Below are 26,086 nucleotides of genomic sequence, written 5' to 3'. Positions count from 1 at the left end.
AGTTACAATCTCCAACACGTCCATCCGCGAGGGGGTCGAGCGCAGCGATGTCACGGCGTTCTCCGGTAGAGTCCAATCATGTTCTCCCCTCGCGGCAATCACCAGAGCCGATAGTGACCAGCCCCAGCGAGGAACCTGCCTGGAAGCAGCGCGCCGTCGAACGGTCCATCAAAACGGCGAAGTTGCGGGCCGCGCAGCGGGTTCAGCGATTCCTCGACGCCGCTCAGGCCATCATCATAGAGAAGGGCAGCACCGACTTCACCGTCCAAGAAGTGGTGGACCGGTCCCGCCAGTCGCTGCGGAGCTTCTACCTCCAGTTCGACGGCAAGCACGAGCTGCTGCTGGCACTGTTCGAGGACGCGCTGAGCCGCTCGGCCGATCAGATCCGCGCCGCCACCGAAACCCATTCCGATCCGCTGGAGCGGCTCGAGGTCGCCGTCCAACTCCTCTACGAAGCCTCGCGACCGGACCCGACGGCCAAGCGGCCGCTGTTCACCGACTTTGCGCCGCGGTTGCTCGTGACGCACCCGGCGGAGGTCAAGGTCGCGCACGCTCCCTTGCTGGCGTTGCTGACCGAGCTGATGGAAGCGGCATGTGACGCAGGCAAATTGCGCGCGGACGTCAACCCCAAACGGATGGCGGCCATGACCATGCAGACGGTCATGTTCATCGCCCAATCCAGCGGCGGCTCCGACGACGCGACGGTTCACCCCATCACCGCCGAAGAGGTCTGGGATTTCTGCTCGCGCGGCTTCGTCGGCTAGCACGCGCAACACATTTCACATGCTGCTCATCCCGCCGGGGTGAGCAGATAGCGCACGCTGAGTTGCCTATGAGAATGACATTCTCTAGTGTGTAGAATTGCAAATGGCCGAAACGGATTCGTCATTGACACCCTCGGCCGCGTGATAACGGAGTTCTCCAAGCTGCGAGATCCGCCATCTCGGGAACGCGGTCCGGCCGTTCCGCGCCGAACCATGCCGATCAGACATACGCAGGAATCGAGGTAGCCATGACAGGACGCGTGGAGGGCAAGGTCGCTTTCATCACCGGGGCGGCGCATGGCCAGGGACGCAGCCACGCCGTGCGGTTGGCCCAGGAGGGCGCCGACATCATCGCCATCGACGTGTGCAAGCGGATCGTCGAGAACTCTCCGATCCCCCCGGCGACGCCCGAGGATCTGGCCGAGACCGCCGACCTGGTCAAGGGCCACAATCGGCGAATTTTCACCGCCGAGGTCGATGTGCGCGACTTCGACGCGATGAAGGCGGCGGTGGACGCCGGCGTCGAGCAGCTGGGCCGACTGGACATCATCGTGGCCAACGCCGGAATCGGCAACGGCGGCGACACCCTGGACCAGTGCAGCGAGCACGACTGGCAGGAAATGATCGACGTGAACCTGTCCGGAGTCTGGAAGACGGTGAAAGCCGGTGTCCCCCATATCCTCGCGGGTCAAAACGGCGGTTCGATCATCCTGACGAGCTCGGTCGGCGGCCTGAAGGCCTACCCGCACTGCGGCAATTACGTGGCCGCCAAGCACGGCGTCGTGGGCCTGATGCGCTCCTTCGCCGTCGAGTTGGGGCAGCACAAGATTCGCGTCAACTCCGTGCACCCCACGCACGTCAGCACCGGGATGATCATGAACGAAGGCACCTGGAAAATGTTCCGGCCGGACCTGGAGAACCCGGGCCCCGAGGACATGGCGCCGATCTGTCAGATGTTCCACACCCTGCCCGTGCCGTGGGTCGACGCCGAGGACATCAGCAATGCGGTGTTGTTCTTCGCCTCCGACGAATCGCGTTACGTCACCGGTGTCACCCTGCCTGTCGATGCGGGTAGCTGCCTGAAATAGGGTTCCGTCCATGGACGGATTTGCAGGACGCGGGGCCGTCATCACCGGCGGCGCGAGCGGGATCGGTCTGGCCACCGCCACCGAGTTTGCCCGCCGCGGAGCCAGTGTGGTGCTCGCCGACGTCGACCAGCCCGAGCTGGAGCGTGCCGTGGCGCGGCTGCGGGGCGAGGGATTCACCGCGCACGGCGTGCTGTGCGACGTGCGCCATCTCGGCGAGATGGGCCACCTCGCCGACGAGGCCTCGCGCCTCCTCGGCCGCGTTGACGTGGTGTTCAGCAATGCGGGCATCGTGGTCGCCGGCCCGATCGCGCAGATGACGCACGACGACTGGCGCTGGGTGATCGACGTCGACCTGTGGGGTTCAATCCACGCCGTCGAGGCGTTCCTGCCGAGGCTGCTCGAACAGGGCGGCGGCGGCCACATCGCGTTCACCGCGTCCTTCGCCGGCCTGGTGCCCAACACCGGACTCGGCGCGTACGGCGTGGCCAAGTACGGAGTCGTCGGGCTCGCGGAAACGCTTGCCCGCGAAGTCAAAGCGAACGGAATCGGTGTTTCCGTGCTGTGCCCGATGGTCGTCGAGACCAAGCTGGTCTCCAACTCGGAGCGCATCCGCGGCACCGACCACGGGCCGGCGCCGGGCCCCGAGGAGACGCTGCCCGCGCAGGACGACACCCTGCAGGTCGGCGATCTCGCGCGGCTGACGGCCGACGCGATCCTCGCCAACCGTCTTTATGTGCTGCCGCATGAGGCCGCCCGGGCCTCGATTCGCCGGCGGTTCGAGCGCATCGACCGCACCTTCGACGAGCAGGCCGCCGAGGGCTGGAAGCACTAGCCGGCCGGCCCCAGACGGTAGCCCCCGGTCGCCGGGTCGTGGTACCACCCGCCGGCGGCGTGGGTTCCGCCGTCGACGTGCAACGTCTGGCCCGTCAGGTAGGCCGACATCTCGGACGCCAGAAACACTGCTGTGGAAGCGATCTCGTCGACATGACCGGCCCGGCCCAATGGCACGATGTTGCCGGCCGCGGCCAGCGCCGCGTCACCGCCGAGCGCCGCCAGCCCTTCGGTCATCGTGATGTCGGGGGCTATCGCGTTGATGCGGATGTGGTGGGGCGCGAGTTCGAGCGCCGCGGTCTTGGTGTAGTTGATCACGGCAGCCTTGGCCGCGGCGTAAGCCGCGTAACCGGGTGCGGCACGCACGCCCTCGATCGACGTCAGCGAGATGATGCTGCCGGGAAGGCTTTCCGCGACCAGTTGGCGCGCAACGCGCTGAGTGCACAGCAGCACGTGACGCAGGTTGGCCCTGTACAGCGCATCCCAGCCGTTCTCGCTGGTCTCCAGCAGCGGCGACGAGAACACGCCACCGGCGTTGTTCACCAGAATCGTCGGGGGCCCGAGTTCATCGGTGGTGCGCACCAACGCGGCATCAACCTGTGCGCTGTCGCGGACATCGGTCGTGATACCCAGCGCCCCAACGGCTTCCGCCGCCGCGGCGCAGGTCCGGGCATCACGCTCCCAGATCGCGACCCGGGCCCCGAACGCGGCCATCCCCGCCGCGACGCCGCGTCCGATTCCCGAACCCGCACCGGTTACCACCGCCACGCGGCCGGTCAGCAGGATGTCGGAGGGGTCGATAGCCATCGCCGGTCAGGCCCTCGCGCCGATAGCGGGCGCCTGGCCGATGACGCCGTCGGATTCCAGGTCGGCAACCTCCGATGCGGTCAGGCCCAGCTCAATCAACAACTCGTGGTTGTGCTGCCCGAGCAACGGCGCCGGCCGGGTGTGGAACGCGGCGGGCCCTCCGGAGATCTTCACCGGCACGGTGCTGAACCTAGCGCGGCCGTTCACCGGGTGCTCGACTTCTTCGAAGAAGCCGCGGGCCGTCAGCTGTTCCAGCTCGGTCTGGCGGTGGGGCTGCATGACCTTGCCGACCGGCACCCCGGCCGCCCAGAGGGTGGCGACGATGTCGTCGCCGCCGCGGTGCGCGCACCAACAGGCCAGCCGTTCGTCGATCAGCTCCTGGCGCGCCCGGCGCCCGGCTTCGGTCGTCAACTCGGGATCCGTTGCCCAGACCGGTGATCCGAGGGCGCCGCACAGGAGTCGCCATTGCTCGTCTGTTGCCACCGCTATGGCGACCCAGCTGTCGAGGTTCCCGAATTCGTCGACGTCGGCGGTGCGGTAGAGGTTCTGCGGCGCCGCGGTCGGTCCCCGGTTTCCGGCGCGCTGGAGCAGGGCGCCGTAGGCGGAGTACTCGATGATCTGTTCGGCCGCGACGTTGAGCGCGGCATCGACCATCGCCGCTTCGACGAACACGCCCTGCCCGGTGCGGCGGCGGTGTTCCAGCGCGAGCAGCAGCGCGTTGAGCGCGTGCACGCCCGCGTTGGGGTCCCCGATCGAGTACGGGTCGTACGGTGTGCGGTCGGGGTAGCCGGTCATCCAGCTCAGGCCGGATGCGGCCTCGATGACGTACGCGAACGCAGGGTTGTCGCGCCAGGGTCCGTCGAGACCGAACCCCGGCATGCGCATCATCACCACGTCGGACCGGATCGAGGAGACGGCAGGAAAATCCAGACCGATCTGGTCGAGCACGCGCGGTGTGAAGTTCTCCACCAGCACGTCGCACGTGGCGATAAGCCTGCACAGCAGCTCCCGGCCGCGGGGGCTCTGCAGGTCCAGCGTGAGGCCCTTCTTGTTGGTGTTCAGCGCTTGGAATATCGGTGACTTCTCCCACCACTGGTGCTCGGTGACGGGCACGCCGGCGATCAGCCGTGTGCCGTCCGGGCGGCGGGTGGACTCCACGTGGATGACCTCGGCGCCGAGCATGGCCAGCAGGTGGGTGCAGCTGGGGCCCGCCCAGAACGTGGTCATGTCCAACACCCGAAGACCCGTGAACGGCAGCTCTTTCGGCCGCTGTGAGGGGTCCCGGGGCGGAGGCGGGACCGAACGTTTCGCGGTGGCGGCCCGGTATTGCTCGGTGTGCTCGCCGAGCCCGGGCGCCGGCTGCGGCGGCCGCAACTGTGCGGGGCGCAGCCGGTACGGGGGGCCCGGCTGCAGGAAATCCCCGACGGGATTGCGCACGAACGAACCGCGCTCGATGAAATGGTCCAGCGAAGCGATGTTGGCGCCGTTGGCGACCGGGGCGTTGGGGATGCGGAACGCCGTCGCGAGCTCGCGGATGTCGTCGACGGAGTGCTCGGCCATCCAGGCGTAGATCTCGCCGGCGTGCAGGTTGGCGAACTCGGTGATCGACATCGCGAGGTCTTCGTCGATCCACTCGGGGTGTCCGACCATCGCACACAGGTCGAACCACTGCTGCGCCGTGCCGCAACCGACGTCGATCAGGCCGTCCCTGGCGCGAGCCACGCCCGGCACCGTCAGGCGGCGAGCGTCTCGCCACGGCCGGCCGAGCACGTCGAAATAGGTGACGGGGTAGTAGGTCAGGCCCAGGATCTGGGTCTCCAGCATCGACAAGTCCAGCAGTTCCCCTGACGCACCGCCGATCCGGCGGTACCGCGACGCCAGGGTGGCCGCACTCGCGTACGCCCCGGCCAGGTACTCGCCGATCTGGCCGCCGACGAACACCGGTGCGCGCCCGGCCTCGCCGCGGCCGAGGCCGATGATCCCGCCCGACCACGCCTGTAGCGTGAACTCGGTCGCGGCCCGGTCGCGCCAAGGCCCCTCGAGCCCGAACGGCGTGATCGAGGTGACCGTGAGATGCGGATGGCGACAGAGGATCTCGGCGGGCGCGAAGCCGGGCAGTTCAGCCACCTTCGATCCGGCGGACCACACCACCGCGTCGGCCGCCGCGAGCAGGTTGTCGACCAGCTCTACGTCGTCGTCGCGTTCCGGGTCGGCGACGACGCTGTGCTTGGCGCCCGCCAGGAAGACGAACAGCGCGCCGTCGCCGCCGAGCCGGGCCGCGGCGCCTGAGGCAGACCACGAACGCAGCGGGTCACCTTCGAGCGGTTCCACTTTCACCACGTCCGCTCCGCCGTCGGCGAGCAATCTGGTGCAGTAGGCTCCCGCGATCCCGGTCGAGAGGTCGACCACGGTATAGCCGGTCAGCGGCGGTTCGGTCGCGGCGGGCACCACTACTGCTTTCTCTTCGCCTTGGAGTCCTTCTTCGTGCGCCCCTTCTTGCTCAGGCGCCATTCGGGGGGAAATCTCGTGTCGTTGTCCCTTACCGCGTCGCCCAGCCCTCGTTCGAGGGCGTCGTCGAGCGTGAAGTCGCCCTCGCCATCGGCGCGGACCGCGCCGCCCATCGACTCGAAGACGCCGCTGAGCATGCTGCCCAGGTACTCGCCCTGAAACTGCTTCATGATCTCGAAGAAGACCTTCTGCATGAACACGGTGTCGGCGGGGCGATTGCGCGCGCACGCCAGCGCGTACTTGTCCACCTCCCCCTCGAGCCGAGCGCGTGGGACCACGCTGTTGAGGAAGTTGCACTCATACATCTCCGCGGCCGTGAAAGCCCTTCCGGTGAAGACCATTTCCTGAAATTTCCGGATACCCATGGTCTGCGCCCACCACCACATCCGCGGTCCCCAACCGTAATACCTGAAGGACGGATGCCCGAACAGCGCGTCGTCGCTGGAGATGACCAGGTCCGCGTCGGCCGCCTGGTAGAAGTGCCAGCCGTAGCAGTAACCCTTGGCCTCGAGGATGCTGATCTTCTTGAAGTCCTGCAGGCCGCGTATCCCGGAGTTCGGGTTGGCGTACCACTGGCCCAGGGTGGCGCCGCGGCGGAAGGAACCTTGAGGTGGAGCGCTCACCTCGTCGGCGGCGATCCGGTACTCGCCAAGGCGCGCAGCGGGATCGGCCGATCTTTGTGCCCGCATGGATTCGGCGAGATCCGCACCCGAGCCGAGGTCGTCGCCGCTCCCGCGGATGACCAGCACCTTGACGTCGTCATCGACGTTGGCGCGGTGCAGGAGGTCGGCGTAGCGCAGCCGAGCGGCGATCGTGGGCGCGTTGAGATAGCCGGGCCGGTCGAAGGTGATGGTCGCGATGCGGGTCTTGGGATCCTTTTCGTACCGGATGATCTTCTTGGCCGGGGGATCCGAGGTGTCGGGCATGTTCAGGGCTGCCATGCGGGACTGGCGGTCAGGACTTCCGGGCCCTCGGCAGTGATCAGGACCGCCTCGCGCCCGAAGACCGCACCGACCCCTTGCTCCCACACGTAGCCCGTGACCGCCAGCACCATGCCCGGCTCCAGTCGCTCGCCGGCGGCGGTCCGGGGAAGGTGCTCGGAGACGACGGGCGGGTCGAAACCCATTCCGAGACCGCGCGCCACCGGCATCGGCGGCGCGGGCTCACCGGCGGCATCGTAGGCGGCGAGCAGGTCGGTGGCCGCCGCGCCGGGCCGGCATGCGTCGCGCAGCCGGTGCCACAGGCCGTCCCAGCGCCGCTGCAGTGCGGCGGCGCCGCTGACGGTGCCCACCGGCCAGGTCCGCCCCACCTCCCCGACGTAGCCACCGGCCAGCACTCCGGCCGAAATTGCCACGAGGTCGCCGCTTTCGATGCGACCGTCCCCGTCGGCCCGCCGCCACGGATGATCGGGTGAAGTCACCCACGCGACGTCCTGATTCGACGGGGTGCTCACGCCCCCGGCCGCCACGGCTTCCAACAGGACACCGGCGAGCCCCTGCTCGGTGACCCCTGGCCGCAGCTCGCAGACGGCTGCCGCCAGTCCCGATTCGGCCACCGAGATGGACTCGCGCAGCGCGACCAGTTCCTCGGCGGTCTTGATGCGCCGGGCGGCCCGCATCGCCGTTTCGCCGTCCACGAGCTCCGCGTTGGGAAAGGCCGTCGGCAGCAGCTGCGCGAAAACCGGTGACAGCGCGTCGGTTCCGACCCGCCGAGCGGTGGCCGCACCGTCGATGTGGCGCAGCGCCGCCACGGTGTTCAGCGGATTCCACGAGATGCCGTAGAGGTTTTCGTGCGGGATGTCCTCGGGCACACCCTCGTCCCAGGTGCTGAGCAGGTGAATCGCGCCGGTGGCGCGCACCAGCACACAGGTCGGGCCGAACGGCCGGGTTCCCGCGACCCACAGCTGGGGAGCGCCCGCCACGTAACGGACGTTGGCCTGCCGGCCGAGTACCAGCACATCGAGGTCGTGAGCCGCCATCTCATCCAGCGCGCGCCGGCGCCGTCCCGATCGCAGCGCGCGATCGTCGGGCAGAACTTCAGTGGCCATAGGGGTCATAGGGGTAGTTGGTCAATTGGATCCAGCCTTCCTCGGTGATCACCAAGACCTCTTCGCTGCGGTAGCCTCCGGTGCCGTCCTCCCACACCACCGGCTCCAATACCAGCACCATGCCGGCCTGCAGCACGAAACTCTCGTCGAATTCCTCGCCGAGATCGGTTCCGATCATGGGCATTTCGGCGGCGTTCACGCCGATGCCATGTCCCAGGTAGAAGTGCGGCAGCCAGGGCCGGCTGCCGCCGTTGGCCGCCGTCGCCGCCCTGGCCAGCTCGGCGGCGGTGGCCCCGGCACGCGCGACGCCACGCACGGCCGTCATGATCTCCAGCCACTTGTCGAACTGCGCCTGCTGACGCGGCGACGGGTCGCGTCCCACCAGCCAGGTGCGCCCGAAGTCCGAGCAGTAGCCCCGGTAGGTGATGCTGACGTCCGTCCACAGCACGTCGCCCTCGGCCAGTTCCCGTTCGGTGCTCAGCAACGGCAGCGCGAGGTCGCCGTGCGTGGTCCACACGCCGTCGGCCTTGGTCGGCGGCATCACCTGCCAGATCGGTTCCAGCATGCTGGCCGTAGCGCCGAGCTCGAAGGCGCGCCGCAAAAAGCTTGCCGACAGGTCGATCTGGCGGACGCCGGGGGCAAGCCGCCGGTGCACGTCGACGATCGCCTCGTCGGTGATCCGGATCGCGGTGCGCATGCAGGACAATTCGTCCGGGGTCTTGACCGACTTCGCCGCACTCACGATCGCGGCGGCATCGGCCGGCGCGCCACCGGGGAACAACTGCCTGGCCGCCCGCGACATGGCCCCCGTGAATTCGTCGACCGCCACCGCCGCTCCCGCCGGAATGAGGCCTGCCAATCGGCGCGCGAAATCGGCTACACCTTCGTCGAATTCGAGGTAGACGGGTCCATGCAGGTGATCGGCGGGCAGGTCGGACTCCAGCGAGGCGCCCTCACGGAACGGCAGGAACAGATGCGGCGAATCGTCGGCGGCAAGCACCACGGCCACCGGCCGCTCGACGTAGGACAACCCCGCGTCGCCGAGTGGCCAACTGGTCCCGGTCGCGTAGACCACCGCGTTGTTGCCCAGCAGGACCATCGCGTCGACGCCACGCTCGGCCATCGCCGAGCGCAGCCGGGCGCCGGTTTCGCGGCGCATGCGGGCCATGTCCGGGACGTCCGGAATCACCAGGCTGGCGGCGCCCGCTTGTGCAAACGTTGTCATCGGTGCGCCGTTACAGTCCCAGGAACTCGGTCACGTTTCCGCTGACGATCTTCGCGGCGTTCTCCGGCCCGACGGCTCCGACCACCGCGGCCAGAGACTTCTCCGAGTAGCCGTAGGTGCTCTCGTTGTGGGGGTAGTCGCTGGACCACATGACCTTGTCCACGCCGATCTGGTCGATCAGCTGCAGGCCGAGGGGGTCGACCATGAACGAGGCACTCATGTGTCGGTCCCAGTAATGGCGGACATCGTGCTGCAGCGGGCGGTTGAACATGTGCTGGTAGGAGGCAACCAGGTGCTCGGCGTCCTGCAGCGCCCATGGCACCCAAGCGATTCCGCCCTCGAACCACCCGATCCGCAACCCGGGGTGGTCGTCGAGGATCCCGGAGAACAGGTACTTGGCGAACTGCTCCCGAAAGCCGTCGATGTTGATCATCATGCCGACCACCACGCTGTTGAACTGGCACGGCGTCTTCGGCGGGGTCTCGCCGATGTGGTGGGTCACCGGTAACCCGGCCGCTTCGATCTCGTCCCAGACCGGTTTCATCGCGGTGCTACCGTAGTCGATGACGTTGCCGTCGTCGTCCTTGCCGGGGTTGAGCGGCAACAGGAATGTTTTGAGGCCCAGCGACTTCAGCTCGGCCAGCGTCCGCCTGGTGCCCTCGGGGTCCCACCAGTTGATCAGGCCCGCGCCGTAGAAATGGCCGTTGGAACGCTCCTGCAGTTCGGCGATGTACTCGTTGTAGATGCGGAAGGCGAGCTCGCGAAGTTGCTTGTCCGGGTAGTGGAAAAGCGCCAAGATCGCGTTGGGGAAGGCGAGCTCTTTGTCGACGCCGTCGTCGCGCAGCTCCTGGATGCGTGCGTCGATGTTGGTGCTCGCGGCCCCGGGCAGGTCGTCGTACTGCATCAGCACCGCGCTGAAGTCGCCCGGCAGGAACGACTGTCCCTTGCGCCCGACCTGGTAGGCGCCGTCCTCGTACCAGATCCGCGGCGCCTTCTCCTTGAGCTCGTCCGGAAAGCGTTGGTAGAAAATGTCGTCCGCGAGCGAGATGTGGTTGTCCGCGGAGAAGACCACGGTCCCGTGCGGCAGTCCGACGTCCGCTCCCGTCGCGTGCCCGCGGCGATTCTTCGGCGCGCCGAAGCCGCCGGGCGGATAGAGCGAAACGGTACTTGTCTGAGTCGTCATCGTTGACCCTCCATCTGGATCGGCGTTGTTGACGGTAGCCCGCTGGGGCTGGAGCTACCAGGGCCTACCACTTCACCGGCAGTTCGTAGACCCCGTAGGCGAGCCGGTCGTGTTTGAACGGCACGTCATCGATCGGGATGGCCAGCTCGAGTGTCGGAATGCGGCGAAACAGCGTCCGGTAGACGATCTGCAGCTCCGCGCGGGCGAGCTGCTGACCGACGCACTGGTGCCGCCCGTAGCCGAACGCGACGTTGCGGTCGGCCCCCGAGCGGTGCAGGTACAGCCGGTCCGGCTCGGGGAAGGCGTCGGGGTCCCAATTGGCCGGGGCCAGGTCGATGATGATGCCCTCGCCCGCGCGGATCGTCTCTCCGGCGATGTGGATGTCCTCGAGAGCGACTCGGCGCTGGCCGTTTTGGATGATGCTGAGGTAACGCAGCAATTCCTCGACCGCGCTCGCGAGGACCTTGGGGTCTTCCGCGTCGCGGATGACGGCCAGCTGGTCCGGGTTCACCAGCAGGGCCAGCACTCCCAATCCGATCATGTTGGAGGTGGTTTCGTGCCCGGCGATCAGCAGCCCGGTGCCCAGCTGCGCGGCCTCTTTGACGCTGAGCTCGCCGGCCCTGACCCGCTCGGCGAGGTCGGAAACCGCGTCCGGAGCGGAGTCCGGGGCCGGGTTTTCCATCTTGGCCTCGACCAGCTGGCACAGGTATTTGTTCAGGCTCATCGCGCCTTTGGCGGTGTCTTCACCCGTCGCGTACCGTGCGAGGCCGACATTGGCGTGGTGCTGGAACATCTCGGCGTCCGCATAGGGCACCCCGAGCAGCTGGCTGATCACCAACGAGGGAACCGGCAGGGCCAGCGCGGTGACGACGTCGGCCGGCTGCGGCCCGGCCAGCATCGCGTCGATGTGGTCGTCGGTGATCTGCTGGATGGTCGGGCGAAGGCCTTCCACCCGCTTGAAGGTGAACGGCTTCGACAGCATGCGGCGGAACCGGGTGTGCTCCTCGCCGTCGGCGGTGAAAACCGACCGCGGACGCTTGTGCACGGTCGACAACATGCCCGCGTTCCAGTGCGGGAAGCCAGACTGCCGGTCGTCGACGCTGACCCGGGAGTCCGAGAAGAGCTCGCGCACCTGCTCGAAACCCGTGATGAGCCAGGGCGTGCTGCCATCCCAGATACGGACCCTGCTGAGCGGTTTCGAGGCGGCCAGCGCCATGACGTCGGGCGGCGGGGCGAACGGGCAACGAGGCTCGCGGGCCATCGGGTAGTCGGGGATGTCCGCGGTCGACTCGGCGGTGGCGGAAGTCAGTGTGCGCGACATGTCATTCCTCGATGTGGATGGCCAGCGCGGGACACGCCGCGGCCGCCCGGCGCGCGTCGTCGGTCTGCTCGGCCGTCGGATTGGGGGCGAGCAACACGACGACGCCGTCGTCGTCGCGCTGGTCGAACACCTCGGGGGCGTTCATCACGCAGTTCCCGGACGAAGCGCAAACGTCCTGATCGACAGTCACTTTCATCTGCTCAAGCCTTCACTCGTACGGTGTCACGGGTGCCAGCCACAGGCCCACGATCGCGTCGATGAGGCCGGATGCGGCCGCGCGCCATGACCGGTGGGGTGGGGCGGCGCCCGCGGCGAGCGCGCGTTCGCGGTCCGCGCAGGTGTGCATCAGCAGGTTGCGCGCCATGATGTTGCGGTCGAAGTGCACTTCGGCCGGCAGGTCCGGCAGGCAGCGGTTGATGCCCTCGACGACCTGGACCAGCGACGGCGAGCTCAGTGCGCCCTTGACGACGATGTGGTAGTAGGCGGGATCCGTCATCGCCTGCGCGGCGAAGCGCGCGTACCAGGTCGGGTTGCCCAACTCGGCCAGGTGCTCGGTGAGCGGCCGAACCAGGCAGCCCACCCAATCCCGCAGATCGGCGGACCCCTCCGATCGCCTGAGGTCGGCCACCATCTCGTCGCGCAGGCGTTCGACGGGCCCGCGGTGTTTGTATTCGATGGCGCGCACCAGGTCTGCCTTGGTGCCGAAGTGGTACCCGACGGCGGCGTTGTTGCCCTGCCCCGCGGCCTCGCTGACCTGACGGTTCGATACCGCGAACATGCCGTGCTCGGCATAGAGCCGCTCGGCCGCCACCAGGATCGCCTCCTGGGTGGAGCTGGCCCGTTCGGTGCGGACGGCGCGGCCGGCAGTGGTCACTCCGACAGTCAACCGCGGACGCGATATTAAGTCAAGCGATTGATTTAAATCGGACGGGCGGCGCTCGCCGGCGGGCCTCACTCGGGCGTGTGCGACCGGCTCCGCCGGCGGATCGCCTTGCCCGCCACCGTCCCTCCGTCGACCGGCAACACCGTTCCGGTGACGTAACGCGACCGCTCGCCCGCGAAATACAGGGCCGCCTCGGCGACGTCCTCGGGCGTGCCTTCGCGCTTCAGCGGCCGGTCCTCCCGCATCGTTTCGCGGATCCTCGCCTCGAACTGCTCGAGCTGTTCGGGGTCCATACCGGCCGCCGACTTGCCCAGGATCGGGGTGGGGATGTTGCCCGGGGCAATCGCGTTGACCCGGATCTCGTGGTACGCCAACTCGATTGCCGCGGCCTTAGTGAACTGGATGACGGCCGCTTTGGACGCGCGATAGATCATCACGCCGCCGCCGGCCTGGATGCCGCCGATCGAGGTGATGTTGATGATCGAGCCACCGCCATGTTCGGCCATGTGCCGCGCGGCGTCCCGGGTACCCGCCATCACGCCCAGCACATTGACGCCCATCACGCGATGGAAATCGGCCAGGTCGTCGTCGAGCAGTTTGCGCAGCGGGCTCGAAATCCCCGCGTTGTTCACCATGACGTGCAGGCCGCCGAATTCGTGCACCGCCGCGGCCACCAGCGCCCCGACCTGTTCGGGGTCCGACACGTCGGTCTGCCGAAACAGCGCACGGGCGCCGAGCGAGGTCGCCAGCGCCTCACCCCGGCCGGATTCGACGTCGGCGATGACGACTCGTGCGCCCTCGGCCACGAACCGCTCGACCAGGCCGCGGCCGATGCCGGAGGCGCCACCGGTGACGATGGCGACCTTGCCGTCCAATTCGTTGACCACCCGACGAGTTAATCGGGGCGACGAGGATTAAGTCAAGCAATTGATTTAAGGGCGGACGGGTGGGCCACCCTGCCTTGCTCTTCGGTCTTCATCCGTGCGCACCCGGGTGCGATGCTGAGCTCACCACCCACCGCAACCCCGGGAGGGCCGTGGTCATGAAGATTCTGGTCGTCGGCGGCAGCGGACTGATCGGCTCACAAGTCGTCGCGAACCTCGCCGACCTGGGCCACGAGGCCGTCCCGGCATCGCCGCGCTCGGGTGTCGACACCGTCACCGGCGACGGCCTCGCCGAGGCAGTGACGGGCGTGCACACGGTGGTCGATGTGTCCAACTCGCCGTCCTTCGACGATGAACCCGTGCTGCACTTCTTCACGGCCTCGACCAGGAATCTTCTTGCCGCCGAGCGTGCGGCCGGCGTAAAGCATCATGTCGCGCTCTCGATCGTGGGCGCCGACCGCGCCCAGGAGAGCGGCTACATGCGGGCCAAGGTGGCCCAGGAGAAGCTGATCGAGGAGTCGGGAGCGCCGTACTCCATCGTGCGGGCGACCCAGTTCTTCGAGTTCATCGGCGCCATAGCCGACTCGGCAACCGAAGGCGACACGGTCCGGCTGCCGCACGGGGCATTCCAGCCCATCGCCGCCGGCGACGTCGCGACGGCCGTGACCCGTGCGGCAATCGGCGAGCCGCGCAACGGGATCGTCAACATCGCCGGCCCCGAAAAGGCGGGTATGGACGATTTCATCCGGACCTACCTTGCGGCCTCCGGTGATCCGCGCCAGGTGGTGACCGACGCTGCGGCCCGCTACTTCGGGGCGACGATCGACGAGCGCAGCATCGTCCCGCTCGACGGCGAGGACGCGACGCTCTACGCCACCCGATTCGGCGATTGGCTGGCCCGCCGGGCGCCCGGCGGCGCGTAGCGCGACGCGGGGCGAGGCGGCGGGTCTGCCAGCGGTTGCGCTTCGGCTGACGGCCTAGCACGGTATAGAGCGCCGGGGGCTACAGACGAGGAGCATGGATGCCTGTTCAGCCCGCGAGCGCTTTCCCCTCCGGCGGAGGGCTCGGCCGGCGCGAGTTCTTGGCCGCCGGCATCGCGGGCGGACTGGCGCTGGCCGGGTGCGGCCGACCCGATTCCGGAAACTCAGCCAGCTCCCGGATGGCCGCGGCGATCGCGGCGGCCGAGGCGACCCGTCCGCACAGTGGGCGCACGGTGTCGGTGAAACTGACCGCTCAACCGGTCGAGATCGACTTGGGCGGGCCGGTGGTGCGCACCCTGGCCTACGGCGACACCATCCCCGGGCCGCTCATCCGGGCCGGTGTCGGCGACGAACTCGTCGTCGACGTCTCCAACCGCCTCGACCACCCCACGTCGGTCCACTGGCACGGCATCGCGCTGCGCAACGACATGGACGGCGCCCAGCCCGCCACCCCGGACATCGAAGCCGGCCGGAACTTCACCTACCGGTTCTCCGTCCCGAACGCGGGCACCTACTGGGGCCACCCGCACACCGGCCTGGACGAAGACACCGGCCTCTACCTCCCCGTGATCGTCGACAGTCCGATCGAGGACGACTACGACGCCGAATGGATTGTCGTTCTCGACGATTGGACAGACGGCGTCGGCAAGAACCCCCAAGAGTTGTACGCCGAACTGGTCAGCCCGAGCGATTCCTCGCTACCCCGAAGCGCCACGTCGGGACCCCCGGCCAAACCCGGAGCCCGGACGGGACCCCCGACGGCCCCGGCAACACCGATCACCGAGATGGCCGGGACAACCGGTGGCGTCGGCACGAGCGATCTGCTGCACGGCGACGCCGGGGACATCCCCTATCCCTACTATCTGATCAACGGCCGAATTCCCGCAGCCCCCACAACCTTTGGCGCCAGGCCGGGCCAACGGATCAAGGTCCGGCTCATCAACACCGGTTCGGACACCGCCTTTCGCGTCGCGCTGGCCGGCCATTCGATGACGGTCACCCACACCGACGGACACCCCGTGTTGCCCAGGGAGGTCGACGCGTTGCTCATCGGGATGGCCGAGCGCTACGACGTCATGGTGACCGCCGCCGACGGCGTCTTCCCGCTGGTCGCCCTGGCGGAAGGGAAGAACGCGCTGGCGCGTGCGCTGCTGGTGACCGGGGCCGGCGGCCTCCCCGACCCGCAGCTCCAACCGGACGAACTGAACCAACGGGTGGGCACCGCCGACATGTTCACCGCGACAACGCCCGAGAACCTGGGGCGGCCGGACCCCGACCTGCGCCTACCGGTGGTCCTGGGTGGTGACATGTCGCAATACAACTGGACGATCAACGGCGAACCGTACCCCACCACCAAGCCGCTGCAGGTGCGACAAGGCCAGCGGCCCACCATCATCTTCGACAACACCACGATGATGTATCACCCGATTCACCTGCACGGTCACACCTTTCAGCTGATCAACGCCGACGGCGCTCCCGGTGCCCGCAAGGACACGGTGATGGTGCTTCCCAACAGCCGGCTCAGCGCCGTGCTCGTCGCCGACAACCCCGGCCTGTGGCAGCTGCACTGTCACAACACCTACCACCAGGTCGCCGGGATGCAGACTCGGCTGGAATATCTCTTCTGAGGTCAAACGGTCGCGAAGAAATCGAGCAGCAATTCGTTGACCGCACCGGACTGTTCGATCTGCGGACAGTGACCGGCCCCTGCCACCACCTCCGAGCGGGCGCCCGTGATCTGCTTCGCGACCTGACGGGCCCAGCCCGGCGGAAGGAGCTTGTCGTCGCCGCCCTCGACGACCAGCGCGGGCACCCGAATGCGCTCGTAAGGCCGCGCGGCGGACGGGGTGGATGACGGCGTGGCGCCCGGCCGACGAAAGCGGGCCGCCGCCACCGCTTCCCACGCGCCGGGCGCGACGCTCGACTCGTAGCGGCGCCGCACGTAGTCGTCGTCGGCGGGATAGCCGGGGTCGTGAAACAGCGCCTCGACGATGCGCCGCATCGCCGGCAACGTGGCGTCGTAGGTCTGCAGCGCCTCGAAATGCTGGTTCTGCTGGATCTCGCCGCCGCCGCAGATGGCCACCAGGCTGCGGACGGGCCACCGTGGTACGTCGGCGGTGGCGTCGGTGAACAGGTTGATCGCGCCCATCGAGTTGCCGACGAAATGGGCGGAGCCGATACCGAGTGCCTCGCAGAAGCGGGCGATGTGGCGAATCCGCATCCCGCGGCCGTCGACGAAGTCGATGACCTTGGCCGACTGCCCGAATCCGAGTTGGTCGGGGGCAAGCACGCGGTATCGCTCGGCCAGCGCGGCGATGGTGCGTTCCCAGCCGAGTTCGGCACTGGCGCCGAACTCGCCGCCGTGCAGCAGGACCACCGCATCGCCCTCACCCGCTTCCAGATAGCTGGTGGTCAGCCCGTCGACCGGCATGGTCTTGCGATGAAATTCCATCGACCGCCTTCTCTACTTGATCGCGATCGGATTCACCGGTGACCCCACTGCCCCGACGAATCTCAGCGGCGGCGCGACGAGCTGGAACTCGTAGACGCCGTCGTTGGCGCAATCCTGCGCGAGGGCGGTCAGGTCCCAGTACTCACCGAAGATCAACCCCATGTCGCGCAGGCACAGCAGGTGCAACGGCAAAAACACCCCGTCGACGCCGGACACCGGGTCCTCGACCTGGAGGTTGTCGGAGGCCACCGCGGCGACCTCGTGGTCGTGCAGCCAGGGCGCGCATTGCCAGTCCAGCCCGGAGTAGGGCTCGGTCTTCTTGCCGGTCATCAGATATCGGGCCCACCAGCCGGTGCGGATCAGCACGATGTCACCGCGCCCGACCGTGACACCCTGCGCGCGGGCGACGTCGTCCAATTCCTGCGGCGTGATCGGCGTCCCGTGCTCCAGGAAGACCTCGGCGCCGCGATGGCGGACGACGTCGAGCAGCACCCCCCGTGAGGTGATGCCCTTGCCGTCGACCTTCTCGATGCCGCAGTGAAAGGCACCCAGGCTGGTCACCGAACCGGCCGCGAAGCCGTTATAGAGGAGATCGTCGTAGTACACGTGCGACAGCGCGTCCCATTGGGTGGCGGCCTGCAACGGCATGATGACCATGTCGTCGTTGAAGCGGAACAAATTGTCGACGAAGTACGGGCCCATCTGCGCCGCCGTCGGGTTACGGTCCCAGCCGGGCCCGTACTGGGCCAGCGTGGCGGCGTCACCGCCGTCCACCGTCATCACGTGTATCGGGTTGTGCCGAAATCCGAAGGCGCCCTGCGGACCCGACGAGCCGAAGTCCACGCCGAGCGGAAAGACCTTGCCGTGCCGGACGAGGCCGGCCGCCTGCGCGACCTTCTCCGCGGTGATGAAGTTGAGGGTGCCGATCTCGTCGTCGCTGCCCCAGCGCCCCCAGTTGGAGACCTCGCGTGCGACCCGCCGGAAGTCGGCTACGCCGGCCACGGGGCGTGACCTTCCTCGAGCTCGCGGGCCACCGCGGCGCCGATGTTGCCGCCGTCGACCCACACCACCTGACCCGAAATGTAGCTGGCCGCACGGCTGTTCAGGAAGAGCAGCACCGCGGCCTGCTCTGCGGGGTCGGCGACCCTTCCCAGCGGCTTGGGGATGTCGTCGAGAAAGCCTTGGCCATAGGCGGTCCGCAGCTGATCGAGGATCGGGGTCTCGGTGACGCCGGGGCCCGTGCAGTTGATGCGGATGCCCCGCGCGCCGAGTGCCGTTGCGCTTCGCATGGTGTACAGGATGATCGCTTCCTTGGACAATCGGTACCCGCCCCCGGTCAGCTCGTCGGGATGGCTGCGGCACCAATCGATTCCCTGCCGCATGGTCTCGGTGTTGAGCAGCGGGGCCACCGACCCGAGGTGGTCTCGGTAAGAGGCCGCCGCCAGCGACGACACGCTCACGATGGCCGACCCGTCGCCCATCTTCGGAATCAGCGCCTCGGTGAGATGGCGCAGGCCCAGGAAGTTGATCGTGACCACCAGCGGCGGGTCGCCGATGCCCGAGGACACACCGGCGACGTTGAAGAGTGCATCAACGAGGCCGCCGACGGACGCCACCGCGGTGTCGATGGACCCTTCATCGGACAGGTCGACCTCGTGAAACTCGCTGAGCGGCAGGGATGGCCGGCGCTTGTCGAGCCCGACGACGTCAGCCCCGAGTTCGGCGAGCTGGCGCACCACGTGCTCGCCGATGCCCGAGGCACAACCCGTCACCACCGCACGGCGGCCGTCGTAGCGCCACAGTTCGTCGATCACTCCCAACGGTGTGCCCCGTGCCGGGAAGTCACTGGCGTTGCTCCTTGGCGCGCTGCGCCGCCTGGACGCGGCCCTCGTTGATCTCCGCCATGGCTTCGGGGATCTCGCTGGCGGTGAACTTGTCGCGGCCGGTGGGCAGCCCGCCGAACGCGTAAGTCTCGTCGAATTGCGGTGCGGCCGAGGCCGTCCGGCGCGACTCGACCTTCTCGACGACGGGCTCCAACCGCTTTGCCTTCTCGGCCACCGCCTTCGCGTCGCGCTCGATGAACTCCGGCAGCACCTCTTTGCCCATCAGCTCGATGGACTCCATGGTGCCCTCGTGGCTGCGCGGGTTGAGCAGCAGGATGATCTCGTCGACGCCGCTCTCCTCGTAGCCGCGCAGGAATTCCCGCACCATGGCGGGGGTTCCGATCGCGCCCCGCCCGGGACCGTAGGCCAGCGTGGGGTCTTTCTCGACCTCTTCGAGGTACCGCTTCCACACCCCGGTCCGCCCCGGGGTGTGCATCCCGGTCAGGTAGTAGTGCATGATCCCGAACGAGAAGAATCCACCGCCCTGCCCGAGCCGTTGCAGCGCCTGTTCCTCGGTTTTGGCGACCATCATCGACAGGTCACCTCCGATGGCCAGGATGTTCGGGTTGATCTGCGGGGTGACGGGCACACCGCTCTCCTCGAACTCCTTGTAGTAGCCGTTGACCCGCTCGGTGAGCGGTCCGGGCCCGGTGTAGGCGAAGCTCAGTGCGCCGATGCATTTTTGGGCCGCCATCTGTACGCTCGCCGGGCGGGTGCAGGCGACCCAGACCGGGGGATGCGGCTTCTGTACGGGCTTGGGTATCACGTTACGGGGCGGCATCTGGATCTGCTCACCTTTGAAGCCGGTGAACGGCTCCTCGATCATGCACCGAATGGCGACCTCTAGGGACTCCTCCCACTGCGCGCGCTTGTCGGCGGGGTCGACGTCGAACCCGCCGAGTTCGCCGACCGAGGAGCCTTCACCGGTGCCGAACTCGACCCGCCCGTTGGAGAGCAGGTCGATTGTCGCGACGCGTTCGGCGACCCGGGCGGGATGGTTCACCGCGGGCAGCAGATGCATGATGCCGAATCCCAGCCGGATGTTCTTGGTCCGCTGACTGGCGGCGGCCAGGAAGATCTCCGGAGCGGTGGAATGGCAGTACTCCTCGAGGAAGTGGTGCTCGGTGAGCCACACGGTGGAGAAGCCCGCCTTGTCGGCGGCCTCGACCTCGTCGAGACAGTCCTGCAGCATGACCCGCTCGTCGTCGGGAGCCCAGGGTCGTGGCAGTGCGAATTCGTAGAACAGCGATATCTTCATCCATTACCTCCTGTGAGAGTCAAGGTCCTGCTGTGCAATGTGTTTGGCGGCGACGAAGCCGAAGGTCATGGCCGGGCCGATGGTCGCCCCGGCGCCGGCATAGCTGCGGCCCATGACCGGCGCGGAGGTGTTGCCCACCGCGTAGAGGCCCCGCACCGCCGAGCCGTCGGCCCGCAACACGCGGGCGTGCTCGTCGACACTCAGGCCGCCGGACGTTCCAAGGTCCCCGAGAACGATCCGGAACGCGTAGTACGGCGGGTCGCCCAACGGATACAGGTTCGGGTTGGGCAGCGTCGGATCACCGTAGTAGTTGTCGTACACACTGTCGCCCCGGTGGAAGTCGTCGTCGTGACCCGAGCGGGCGAGCTCGTTGAATCGGCGGGCGGTTTCGCGCAGCCGGTCCGCCGGCACGCCGATCTTGGTCGCCATCTCGTCCCAGGTGCTCGCCGCCTTGACGACGCCCGATTCCAGCCATGCGGGCGGGATCTTGCGACCGGTGGGCACCGGCGCGAACGGGATCTTGGGTATCGGCAGGTGCCCCCCGACGACGTAGCGCATCCACGATCGGTGGTCGGTGATCAGCCAGCACGGGATGTGGGTGACCCCCGACTTCTGCCCCTCGATCATCGCGTGACCGAAGTCCATGTACGGCGCCGCTTCGTTGATGAAGCGCCTGCCCTCGCCGTTGACGATGAACTGCGCCGGCATCATCCGCTCGTTGAGCATGAATTGCATCCGGCCGTCCGGCCATTGGATCGCCGGGAACCACCACGCCTCGTCGAGGAGTTCCGTGGCGGCGCCGATCTTTTCGGCAGCTCGTATGCCGTCGCCCATGGACGCTGGATTGCCGAAGCTCCAATCCTGCTCCAACACCGGCAACACCTCTTTGCGCCGGGCGAGATCGTGGTCGAAGCCGCCCGACGCGAGGACCACTGCAAGCCGCGCGCCGAGTCGAATCCGGGTGCCGTCCTTTTCCACCAACGCGCCGGTCACCGATCCATCGGCGCCGGTGAGCAACTCGACCATCGGCGAGTTCAGCCACAACGGAATGCCGCGTTCCCTCATGGCCAGCCTGAGCCGGGCCGCCAGGGACTGTCCGATGGCCGCCATCCGCTCGCCGAACACCCGGGCCCTGACCATCCGCGAAACGAGCTTGAGCAGCACGCCCTTGCCCGCCCAGGACTGCCTGATCCGGTAGAAGGTGCGTAGTTCCTTGGGGCCCAGCCAGATTCCCTTCGGGGCCAGTGCCAACGGCTGCAGTAGCGTCTGCTCGTCGGGGCCCAGCTTGCGCAGGTCGATGGGTGGCACGTTGATGGTGCTGCCGAGCTCCGAGCCGCCGGGCAATTCCGGGTAATAGTCTGCGTAGCCCGGCTTCCAGACGAATTCACACCAGCTGGAGAGCTGTTCGAGGAATGCGAGCATCCGTGGCCCGGACTCCACGTACTGCCGCAGCCGCGCCTCGCTGACGAGCCCGTCGGTGATGCGGCGCAGATAGTCGACAACGCCCTCGGGCGAGGGCGCATACCCCTGCCTGCGCTGTGGCGGCGCGCCGGGCACCCAGATGCCCCCGCCCGACAAGGCGGTGGAACCACCGAAATGGGAGGACTTTTCGACGACCAGCGTGTCGAGCCCGTCGGCGTGCGCGGTGAGTGCGGCCGTCATGCCCCCGCCGCCCGAGCCGACGACGAGCACGTCGACGACCCGGTCGAAGCCGTCGATCGCCGCGCTCACGTCAGGACCGCCGTTCTGATCGCGAAACCGGCGATCAATTCGGCGGCCGGCTTGTAATATCGAACGGTGGTCCGGTAGCTGCCCGCGGCATCCAGCGCACCGAAAGCCGCTATCCACGTGCGGATTTCCTGCGCCGAGCCGCCGCCCTCGTGGATGACGAACGAGTTCGACCACCGGTCGAGCTCGTCCAGCGACCCACGGTCGAGGATCTCCAGGAAGTGGTGGTCCCACGCCGGGTTGAGCGGTTGCAGTCCGCTCTCGCCCGCGGCGAAGCTGCGGGCCGCCTCGATCACGGCCGCCTGGCGCGCCTGCCGTTGCTCGGTCGTCATCGGCCGGCCGTGCACGATCCGCTCGAGCACCGCCGGCGGGGCGGTCGCCAGCGCGGGCAGCGGCGGACTGTGTGAGAGCCCACCGGATCCCACCAGCAGCACCCGCTTGTCCAGGTGGGCCAGGTGCCGGCCGACCGCGCCTCCCAGCGCCCGGCAGCGGCGCAACGGCCCCAGCGGCACACCGACGGCGTTGACGAAAATCGGTATGACCGGGCGCGAGGTGGCGTCGCCGAAAAGCTTCTCCAGGGGCTGGACGGTGCCGTGATCCACCTCCATGCTCGCCGACACCGCGACGTCGACCCCCGCGTCCAGGATCGCGTCCGCACAGTCGGCCGCAAGGTCTTTCGGAACGTCCAACGGACCGGCATGGGTGCCGTAGTCGCCGACGCCACTGGCGCTCAACCCGATACAGAACGGCGGCATCACCCTGTAGAAGAACCCGTTGTAGTGATCCGGAGAGAAGATGACGACCAGGTCGGGGTCGTAATCCTCGACGAAGAGCCGCGCCTGGGCGATCGCGCCTTCGATGTCGTCAAGCAGGTCCCGCGACGGCCCCGGAAGATTCAGGAGCGGGCTGTGCGACATACAACATAGAGCCAGTGTCACTTCGTCGATCACCTCCTCCCGGCCGCAGGGCGAGTGCATCGAGGAGCGCCCTGCTCAGTTCCGGCGCTCGCTGCGCGATGCAGGCACCCGCGATGCACCGGTCCGGGCGCAGGAACAGCACCGATTCCTGATGGGTGTCGAACCAGGACTTCAGGTCACCGCCGCGATCGCCGACCACCACGACGTCGGGGTCGTCGTGCCCGGTCCAGCGCAGCTGCGTCACCGGGCGGAGGGCGGCGAACCGGGCGCCCAGCGCCTTCCAGCTCTCGAACGCGGCGTCGCCGAGGATCTTGCGCGGGTTGTTGTTCCAGCACAACACCGCGAACCAATCGCCCAGGACGTCGTCGAGCAGCACATTCTCCACGGAGCGGGTATCGACCCGGGGCTGGATGAACAGCGTACCCACCGTCGACGCGGCCAGGCCCGGCCCGGAGCGCACCACCGCCCCCTGGTCGTAGCGCGGCATCGGCTTGAACCGCATCTCGAGCACGTACTTCTTGAGCGATGGCACGATCGACGCCGAGCGCACGAGCAGGTCGCGCGCGCCGGCCACCCGGCGGTTCGTCGGCGAGATGACGCGACCGACCATGGTGGACAGGTCGATCATGGCGCGCGCGTGCTTGCGGCGCTCGATGTCGTAGGTGTCCAGCAACTCATCGCCGGCCTGGCCGTTGACCACCGCCGCAAGCTTCCAGCCCAGGTTGGCCGCATCCCGGATGCCGCTGTTGTATCCCTGCCCCTGCCATACCGGCATCAGGTGGGCAGCGTCCCCCGCCAGCAGCAGCCGACCGCTGCGGAACGCTCCGGCGATCCGCGAGTGATGCGTATACACCCGCCGCCGGATCACGTCGACCCGGTCGGGGTGCGGAACCATGCGCGCCAGCATGCGCGTCAGGAACTCCGGATCCTCGGCCTGCTCGTCGGTTTCGTTCGCGTGAATCATGAACTCGAAACGGCGGATTCCGTGCGCGATCGAGATCGAGGCGTACGGGCGCTCGGGGTCCGCACCGACCTCGCTGTTCGGGTGGCCGAGCGGATCGTTGGCGACGTCGACCACCAGCCAGCGCGTCGACGAGGTCGTCCCGTCGAAGGACACGCCCATCATGCGCCGGGTGGTGCTGCGACCCCCGTCACAACCGACGACGTAGGAAGCGCGCACGGCCGACGCGTCCCCGTCGCCACCCAACTCGACCGTCACCGCGTCGGCGTTCGACCGGCACCCCGTCATCGGGCGCCCCCAGCGCACCTCGACGTGCGCGAACCTGTCCAGCCCGGCGAGCAGCTCGGCATCGACGAGGGGCTGCACGAACCCGTTGCGCTTCGGCCACCCGAAACACGCGTCGGGAGGGGCCATTTCGGCCAGCAAGCGGCGCCTGCCGTCGACGAATCGCAGAATCTGGTTGGGCACGGTGTGCGGCAGGACGCGGTCGACCAGCCCGATGGACTGGAAGGTGCGCAGCGCCTCGTCGTCGAGGCCGACGCCGCGCGGGTAGTCGATGAGGCTGTCCCGCTCGTCGACAACCAGCGTCCGGACATCCTGCAGGCCAAGGATATTGGCCAGAGTCAGGCCAACCGGACCCGCGCCGATGACGCAGACGTCGAAATCCACGTCGTGCCCCACGCCGACCATCACCGCCCCAACAGGAAGTCGAGGTGGAGGCGATTGAAGGTCTTGGCGTCTTCGTACTGCGGCCAGTGGCCGCAGCCGGACATCACCTCGAAGCGGGCACCCGGGATCATCGACGCCATCCGACGGCCCTCGGTCACATCGGCGGTCGGGTCGTCACTGGTCCACAACACCAGCGTCGGCGCGGTGATCGCACCGTATTCGGCCGGACCGAGGATGTTGCGCGCCCGGATCTCGGGATCCTGCAACGCCATGATGTCGCGCATGGCGTTGGCGAATCCCGGTTGGCGGTAGACGCGTTGACGGCTGGCGACGAGGTCGTCGTAGTCCTTGGACTTGTCGGCCATCAGCCATTTGATCCTCGCCTGCACGGTTTCCCACGCCGGATCCTCGGCGGCAGCCATGGATAGCGTGATAATTCGTTGCATCACAACGGGATCGGCCTGTGAGCCGCCGGCGGTGTTGAGGACCAGCCGCTCGACCACGTCCGGATGGTCGACCGCGGCGCGGGCCGCCACCCATCCCCCCAGTGATTCGCCGCTGACGCACGCGCGTTCCACGCCGATGGTTCCCAGCACCGCCATCAGGTGCTCGACGTAGTGACCGACCTCCAGCGGATGACCCGGCTTGTCGGTGTAGCCGTGTCCCAGCATGTCGATCGACCACGTCCAGAAGTGGTCCGCGTGCGCGGCGAGATTGCGCACGTAGGCCTCAGCGTGGCCGCCGGACCCGTGCAGGAACATCAGCACCGGCTTGCCCGGGTCGCCGGCGCGCAGGTAGCGGGTCCGCACTCCCCCGGCATCGAGGTAGCCCTGCGAAAACGCCACGCCCTGCAGGTCGCTCCATATGCTTTCGAACTCCGCCACGGTCCCTCTCTGGCTCCGGCCTCGCCGGAAATGATGTTCTCGTTTTGGGCCTACTTGGTGTGCTAATATCGCACAGTGGTGTGCGTTATATATAGAGCTTCGCTCTCGCCCGAAGGTCTGTCAAGGCTGTGACGGGTACGGGGACAGGTTCGCAGACCCTGGCCAGGGGGCTGACCGCGCTGCAAATGGTGGCGGATTCCCGCAGCGGGCTCACCGTCGCTCAGCTTGCCGACAAAGTCGGCGTGCACCGCACGATCGCCTACCGGCTGCTGTCCACGCTCGCGGAGTTCCGTCTGGTGGCCAAGGGTGAGGACGGCCGATACCGGCCGGCGGCAGGCCTCGCCGTGCTCGGCGCGTCCTTCGACCGCAACGTGCGCCAACTCAGCCTGCCGACATTGCGCGCGCTGGCCGACGAGCTCGGGATCACCGTGTCGCTGCTCGTCGCCGAGGGCGACCAGCAGGTGGCGGTGGCTGTCATCGTGCCCAGCCACGTCGCCTACCAACTCTCCTTTCACGAGGGCAGCCGGTATCCGCTGAACCGCGGCGCGGCCGGAATCGCCCTGCTGGCGAGCATGCCCCCGCGCCCGGGGGAACGCGATCTGGTGGCACGCACCCGCGAGCGTGGTTGGGTGACGACCTACGGGGAGATCGAACCGAACACCTACGGGCTGGCCGTCGCGGTCCGCCGCCCGGCGCCGTCGCCGCCCACCTGCATCAACCTCATCTCCCACCGGGAAGACGTCGTGATGCGCGGCAAGGACGCGGTGGTCAAGGCCGCGCAGCAGTTGTCCGCCCTGTTGAGTTGAAGGGATA

24 protein-coding genes are annotated in these 26,086 nt (G+C 68.0%); 6 read left to right on the top strand and 18 right to left on the bottom strand.

The features are described from left to right. The first annotated feature begins 113 nt into the window (after positions 1 to 113). The 3 genes from G6N48_RS24850 to G6N48_RS24840 all read left to right on the top strand — a co-directional run bounded on the left by G6N48_RS24850 (position 114) and on the right by G6N48_RS24840 (position 2,684). Positions 114 to 764: a TetR/AcrR family transcriptional regulator gene (locus G6N48_RS24850; RefSeq protein ID WP_085270182.1), complete on the top strand. Its 651-nt coding sequence runs from the start codon at positions 114 to 116 to the stop codon at positions 762 to 764. Between the two features lie 248 nt (positions 765 to 1,012). Continuing rightward, a complete protein-coding gene (locus tag G6N48_RS24845) occupies positions 1,013 to 1,852 on the top strand; it encodes a mycofactocin-coupled SDR family oxidoreductase (protein WP_085270181.1) in 840 nt (279 codons plus the stop codon). Between the two features lie 10 nt (positions 1,853 to 1,862). Beyond that, positions 1,863 to 2,684, top strand: a complete 822-nt coding sequence (locus tag G6N48_RS24840) for an SDR family NAD(P)-dependent oxidoreductase (RefSeq protein ID WP_085270180.1) — start codon at positions 1,863 to 1,865, stop codon at positions 2,682 to 2,684. On the opposite strand, the gene G6N48_RS24835 is transcribed toward G6N48_RS24840, so the two are convergent. The 10 genes from G6N48_RS24835 to G6N48_RS24790 all read right to left on the bottom strand — a co-directional run bounded on the left by G6N48_RS24835 (position 2,681) and on the right by G6N48_RS24790 (position 13,544). After that, positions 2,681 to 3,490 carry an SDR family NAD(P)-dependent oxidoreductase gene (locus G6N48_RS24835; RefSeq protein ID WP_085270179.1) on the bottom strand — a complete coding sequence of 270 codons (810 nt, stop codon included), beginning with the start codon at positions 3,488 to 3,490 and terminating at the stop codon, positions 2,681 to 2,683. The two genes, G6N48_RS24840 and G6N48_RS24835, sit on opposite strands and share 4 nt — an antisense overlap. A gap of 6 nt (positions 3,491 to 3,496) precedes the next feature. Then, entirely contained in the window at positions 3,497 to 5,938 is a 2,442-nt protein-coding gene (locus G6N48_RS24830) for a CaiB/BaiF CoA transferase family protein (RefSeq protein ID WP_372511338.1), read from the bottom strand. Positions 5,939 to 5,940: 2 nt separating this feature from the next. Further along, on the bottom strand, positions 5,941 to 6,924 hold the full coding sequence (locus tag G6N48_RS24825; protein ID WP_085270279.1) for an enoyl-CoA hydratase/isomerase family protein: 984 nt from the start codon (positions 6,922 to 6,924) through the stop codon (positions 5,941 to 5,943). Positions 6,925 to 6,926: 2 nt separating this feature from the next. Continuing rightward, complete coding sequence (locus G6N48_RS24820) at positions 6,927 to 8,045, bottom strand: M24 family metallopeptidase (protein WP_085270177.1); 1,119 nt, start codon at positions 8,043 to 8,045, stop codon at positions 6,927 to 6,929. Continuing rightward, a complete protein-coding gene (locus G6N48_RS24815) occupies positions 8,035 to 9,270 on the bottom strand; it encodes a M24 family metallopeptidase (protein ID WP_085270176.1) in 1,236 nt (411 codons plus the stop codon). The genes G6N48_RS24820 and G6N48_RS24815 overlap by 11 nt, the downstream gene beginning before the upstream one ends. 10 nt (positions 9,271 to 9,280) lie before the next feature. Next, the gene (locus G6N48_RS24810; protein ID WP_179969962.1) at positions 9,281 to 10,342 is read right to left on the bottom strand and encodes an amidohydrolase family protein; all 1,062 of its coding nucleotides are present in this window, start codon (positions 10,340 to 10,342) and stop codon (positions 9,281 to 9,283) included. A 175-nt stretch (positions 10,343 to 10,517) separates the two neighbouring features. Next, the gene (locus G6N48_RS24805; protein ID WP_085270174.1) at positions 10,518 to 11,774 is read right to left on the bottom strand and encodes a cytochrome P450; all 1,257 of its coding nucleotides are present in this window, start codon (positions 11,772 to 11,774) and stop codon (positions 10,518 to 10,520) included. A 1-nt stretch (position 11,775) separates the two neighbouring features. Then, positions 11,776 to 11,970 carry a ferredoxin gene (locus tag G6N48_RS24800; RefSeq protein ID WP_085270173.1) on the bottom strand — a complete coding sequence of 65 codons (195 nt, stop codon included), beginning with the start codon at positions 11,968 to 11,970 and terminating at the stop codon, positions 11,776 to 11,778. A 12-nt stretch (positions 11,971 to 11,982) separates the two neighbouring features. Next, the gene (locus tag G6N48_RS24795) at positions 11,983 to 12,648 is read right to left on the bottom strand and encodes a TetR/AcrR family transcriptional regulator (protein ID WP_085270172.1); all 666 of its coding nucleotides are present in this window, start codon (positions 12,646 to 12,648) and stop codon (positions 11,983 to 11,985) included. A 77-nt stretch (positions 12,649 to 12,725) separates the two neighbouring features. After that, the gene (locus G6N48_RS24790; RefSeq protein WP_085270171.1) at positions 12,726 to 13,544 is read right to left on the bottom strand and encodes an SDR family NAD(P)-dependent oxidoreductase; all 819 of its coding nucleotides are present in this window, start codon (positions 13,542 to 13,544) and stop codon (positions 12,726 to 12,728) included. 155 nt (positions 13,545 to 13,699) lie between these two features. Here G6N48_RS24790 and G6N48_RS24785 point away from each other — a divergent pair, with 155 nt between their 5' ends. After that, the gene (locus G6N48_RS24785; protein WP_085270278.1) at positions 13,700 to 14,464 is read left to right on the top strand and encodes an SDR family oxidoreductase; all 765 of its coding nucleotides are present in this window, start codon (positions 13,700 to 13,702) and stop codon (positions 14,462 to 14,464) included. A gap of 98 nt (positions 14,465 to 14,562) precedes the next feature. Then, positions 14,563 to 16,149, top strand: a complete 1,587-nt coding sequence (locus G6N48_RS24780) for a multicopper oxidase family protein (RefSeq protein WP_085270170.1) — start codon at positions 14,563 to 14,565, stop codon at positions 16,147 to 16,149. Positions 16,150 to 16,151: 2 nt separating this feature from the next. Here the strand turns inward: G6N48_RS24780 and G6N48_RS24775 are convergent, their stop codons facing one another. Genes G6N48_RS24775 through G6N48_RS24740 form a run of 8 tightly spaced genes read right to left on the bottom strand, consistent with a single transcriptional unit; the run spans position 16,152 to position 25,273 of the window. Further along, positions 16,152 to 16,973 carry an alpha/beta fold hydrolase gene (locus G6N48_RS24775; protein WP_085270169.1) on the bottom strand — a complete coding sequence of 274 codons (822 nt, stop codon included), beginning with the start codon at positions 16,971 to 16,973 and terminating at the stop codon, positions 16,152 to 16,154. Positions 16,974 to 16,985: 12 nt separating this feature from the next. Next, the gene (locus tag G6N48_RS24770; protein WP_085270168.1) at positions 16,986 to 17,975 is read right to left on the bottom strand and encodes a cyclase family protein; all 990 of its coding nucleotides are present in this window, start codon (positions 17,973 to 17,975) and stop codon (positions 16,986 to 16,988) included. After that, on the bottom strand, positions 17,963 to 18,793 hold the full coding sequence (locus tag G6N48_RS24765; protein WP_085270167.1) for a coniferyl-alcohol dehydrogenase: 831 nt from the start codon (positions 18,791 to 18,793) through the stop codon (positions 17,963 to 17,965). The genes G6N48_RS24770 and G6N48_RS24765 overlap by 13 nt, the downstream gene beginning before the upstream one ends. A 22-nt stretch (positions 18,794 to 18,815) precedes the next feature. Beyond that, positions 18,816 to 20,114 (bottom strand): LLM class flavin-dependent oxidoreductase, encoded by a 1,299-nt coding sequence (locus tag G6N48_RS24760; RefSeq protein ID WP_085270166.1) that lies wholly within the window; start codon positions 20,112 to 20,114, stop codon positions 18,816 to 18,818. 3 nt (positions 20,115 to 20,117) lie between these two features. Then, positions 20,118 to 21,833, bottom strand: coding sequence for an FAD-binding protein (locus G6N48_RS24755; protein ID WP_085270277.1), 1,716 nt, complete (start codon positions 21,831 to 21,833; stop codon positions 20,118 to 20,120). Positions 21,834 to 21,841: 8 nt separating this feature from the next. Then, positions 21,842 to 22,759, bottom strand: a complete 918-nt coding sequence (locus tag G6N48_RS24750; RefSeq protein WP_232066697.1) for a 3-carboxyethylcatechol 2,3-dioxygenase — start codon at positions 22,757 to 22,759, stop codon at positions 21,842 to 21,844. Then, positions 22,707 to 24,410: a bifunctional 3-(3-hydroxy-phenyl)propionate/3-hydroxycinnamic acid hydroxylase gene (locus G6N48_RS24745; RefSeq protein ID WP_085270165.1), complete on the bottom strand. Its 1,704-nt coding sequence runs from the start codon at positions 24,408 to 24,410 to the stop codon at positions 22,707 to 22,709. The genes G6N48_RS24750 and G6N48_RS24745 overlap by 53 nt, the downstream gene beginning before the upstream one ends. Then, the gene (locus tag G6N48_RS24740; RefSeq protein WP_085270164.1) at positions 24,410 to 25,273 is read right to left on the bottom strand and encodes an alpha/beta fold hydrolase; all 864 of its coding nucleotides are present in this window, start codon (positions 25,271 to 25,273) and stop codon (positions 24,410 to 24,412) included. Before G6N48_RS24740 ends, G6N48_RS24745 begins: the two co-directional genes overlap by 1 nt. Before the next feature lie 128 nt (positions 25,274 to 25,401). Between G6N48_RS24740 and G6N48_RS24735 the strand changes: the two genes are divergently transcribed. Next, positions 25,402 to 26,079, top strand: coding sequence for an IclR family transcriptional regulator (locus G6N48_RS24735; RefSeq protein ID WP_085270163.1), 678 nt, complete (start codon positions 25,402 to 25,404; stop codon positions 26,077 to 26,079). Positions 26,080 to 26,086: the final 7 nt, after the last annotated feature.

This window comes from Mycobacterium parmense (assembly GCF_010730575.1).
In the GTDB taxonomy this organism is placed as follows: Bacteria; Actinomycetota; Actinomycetes; order Mycobacteriales; family Mycobacteriaceae; genus Mycobacterium; species Mycobacterium parmense.
Note: the sequence above shows the minus strand (reverse complement) of the source record. Positions and strands in the feature narration are given on the sequence as shown.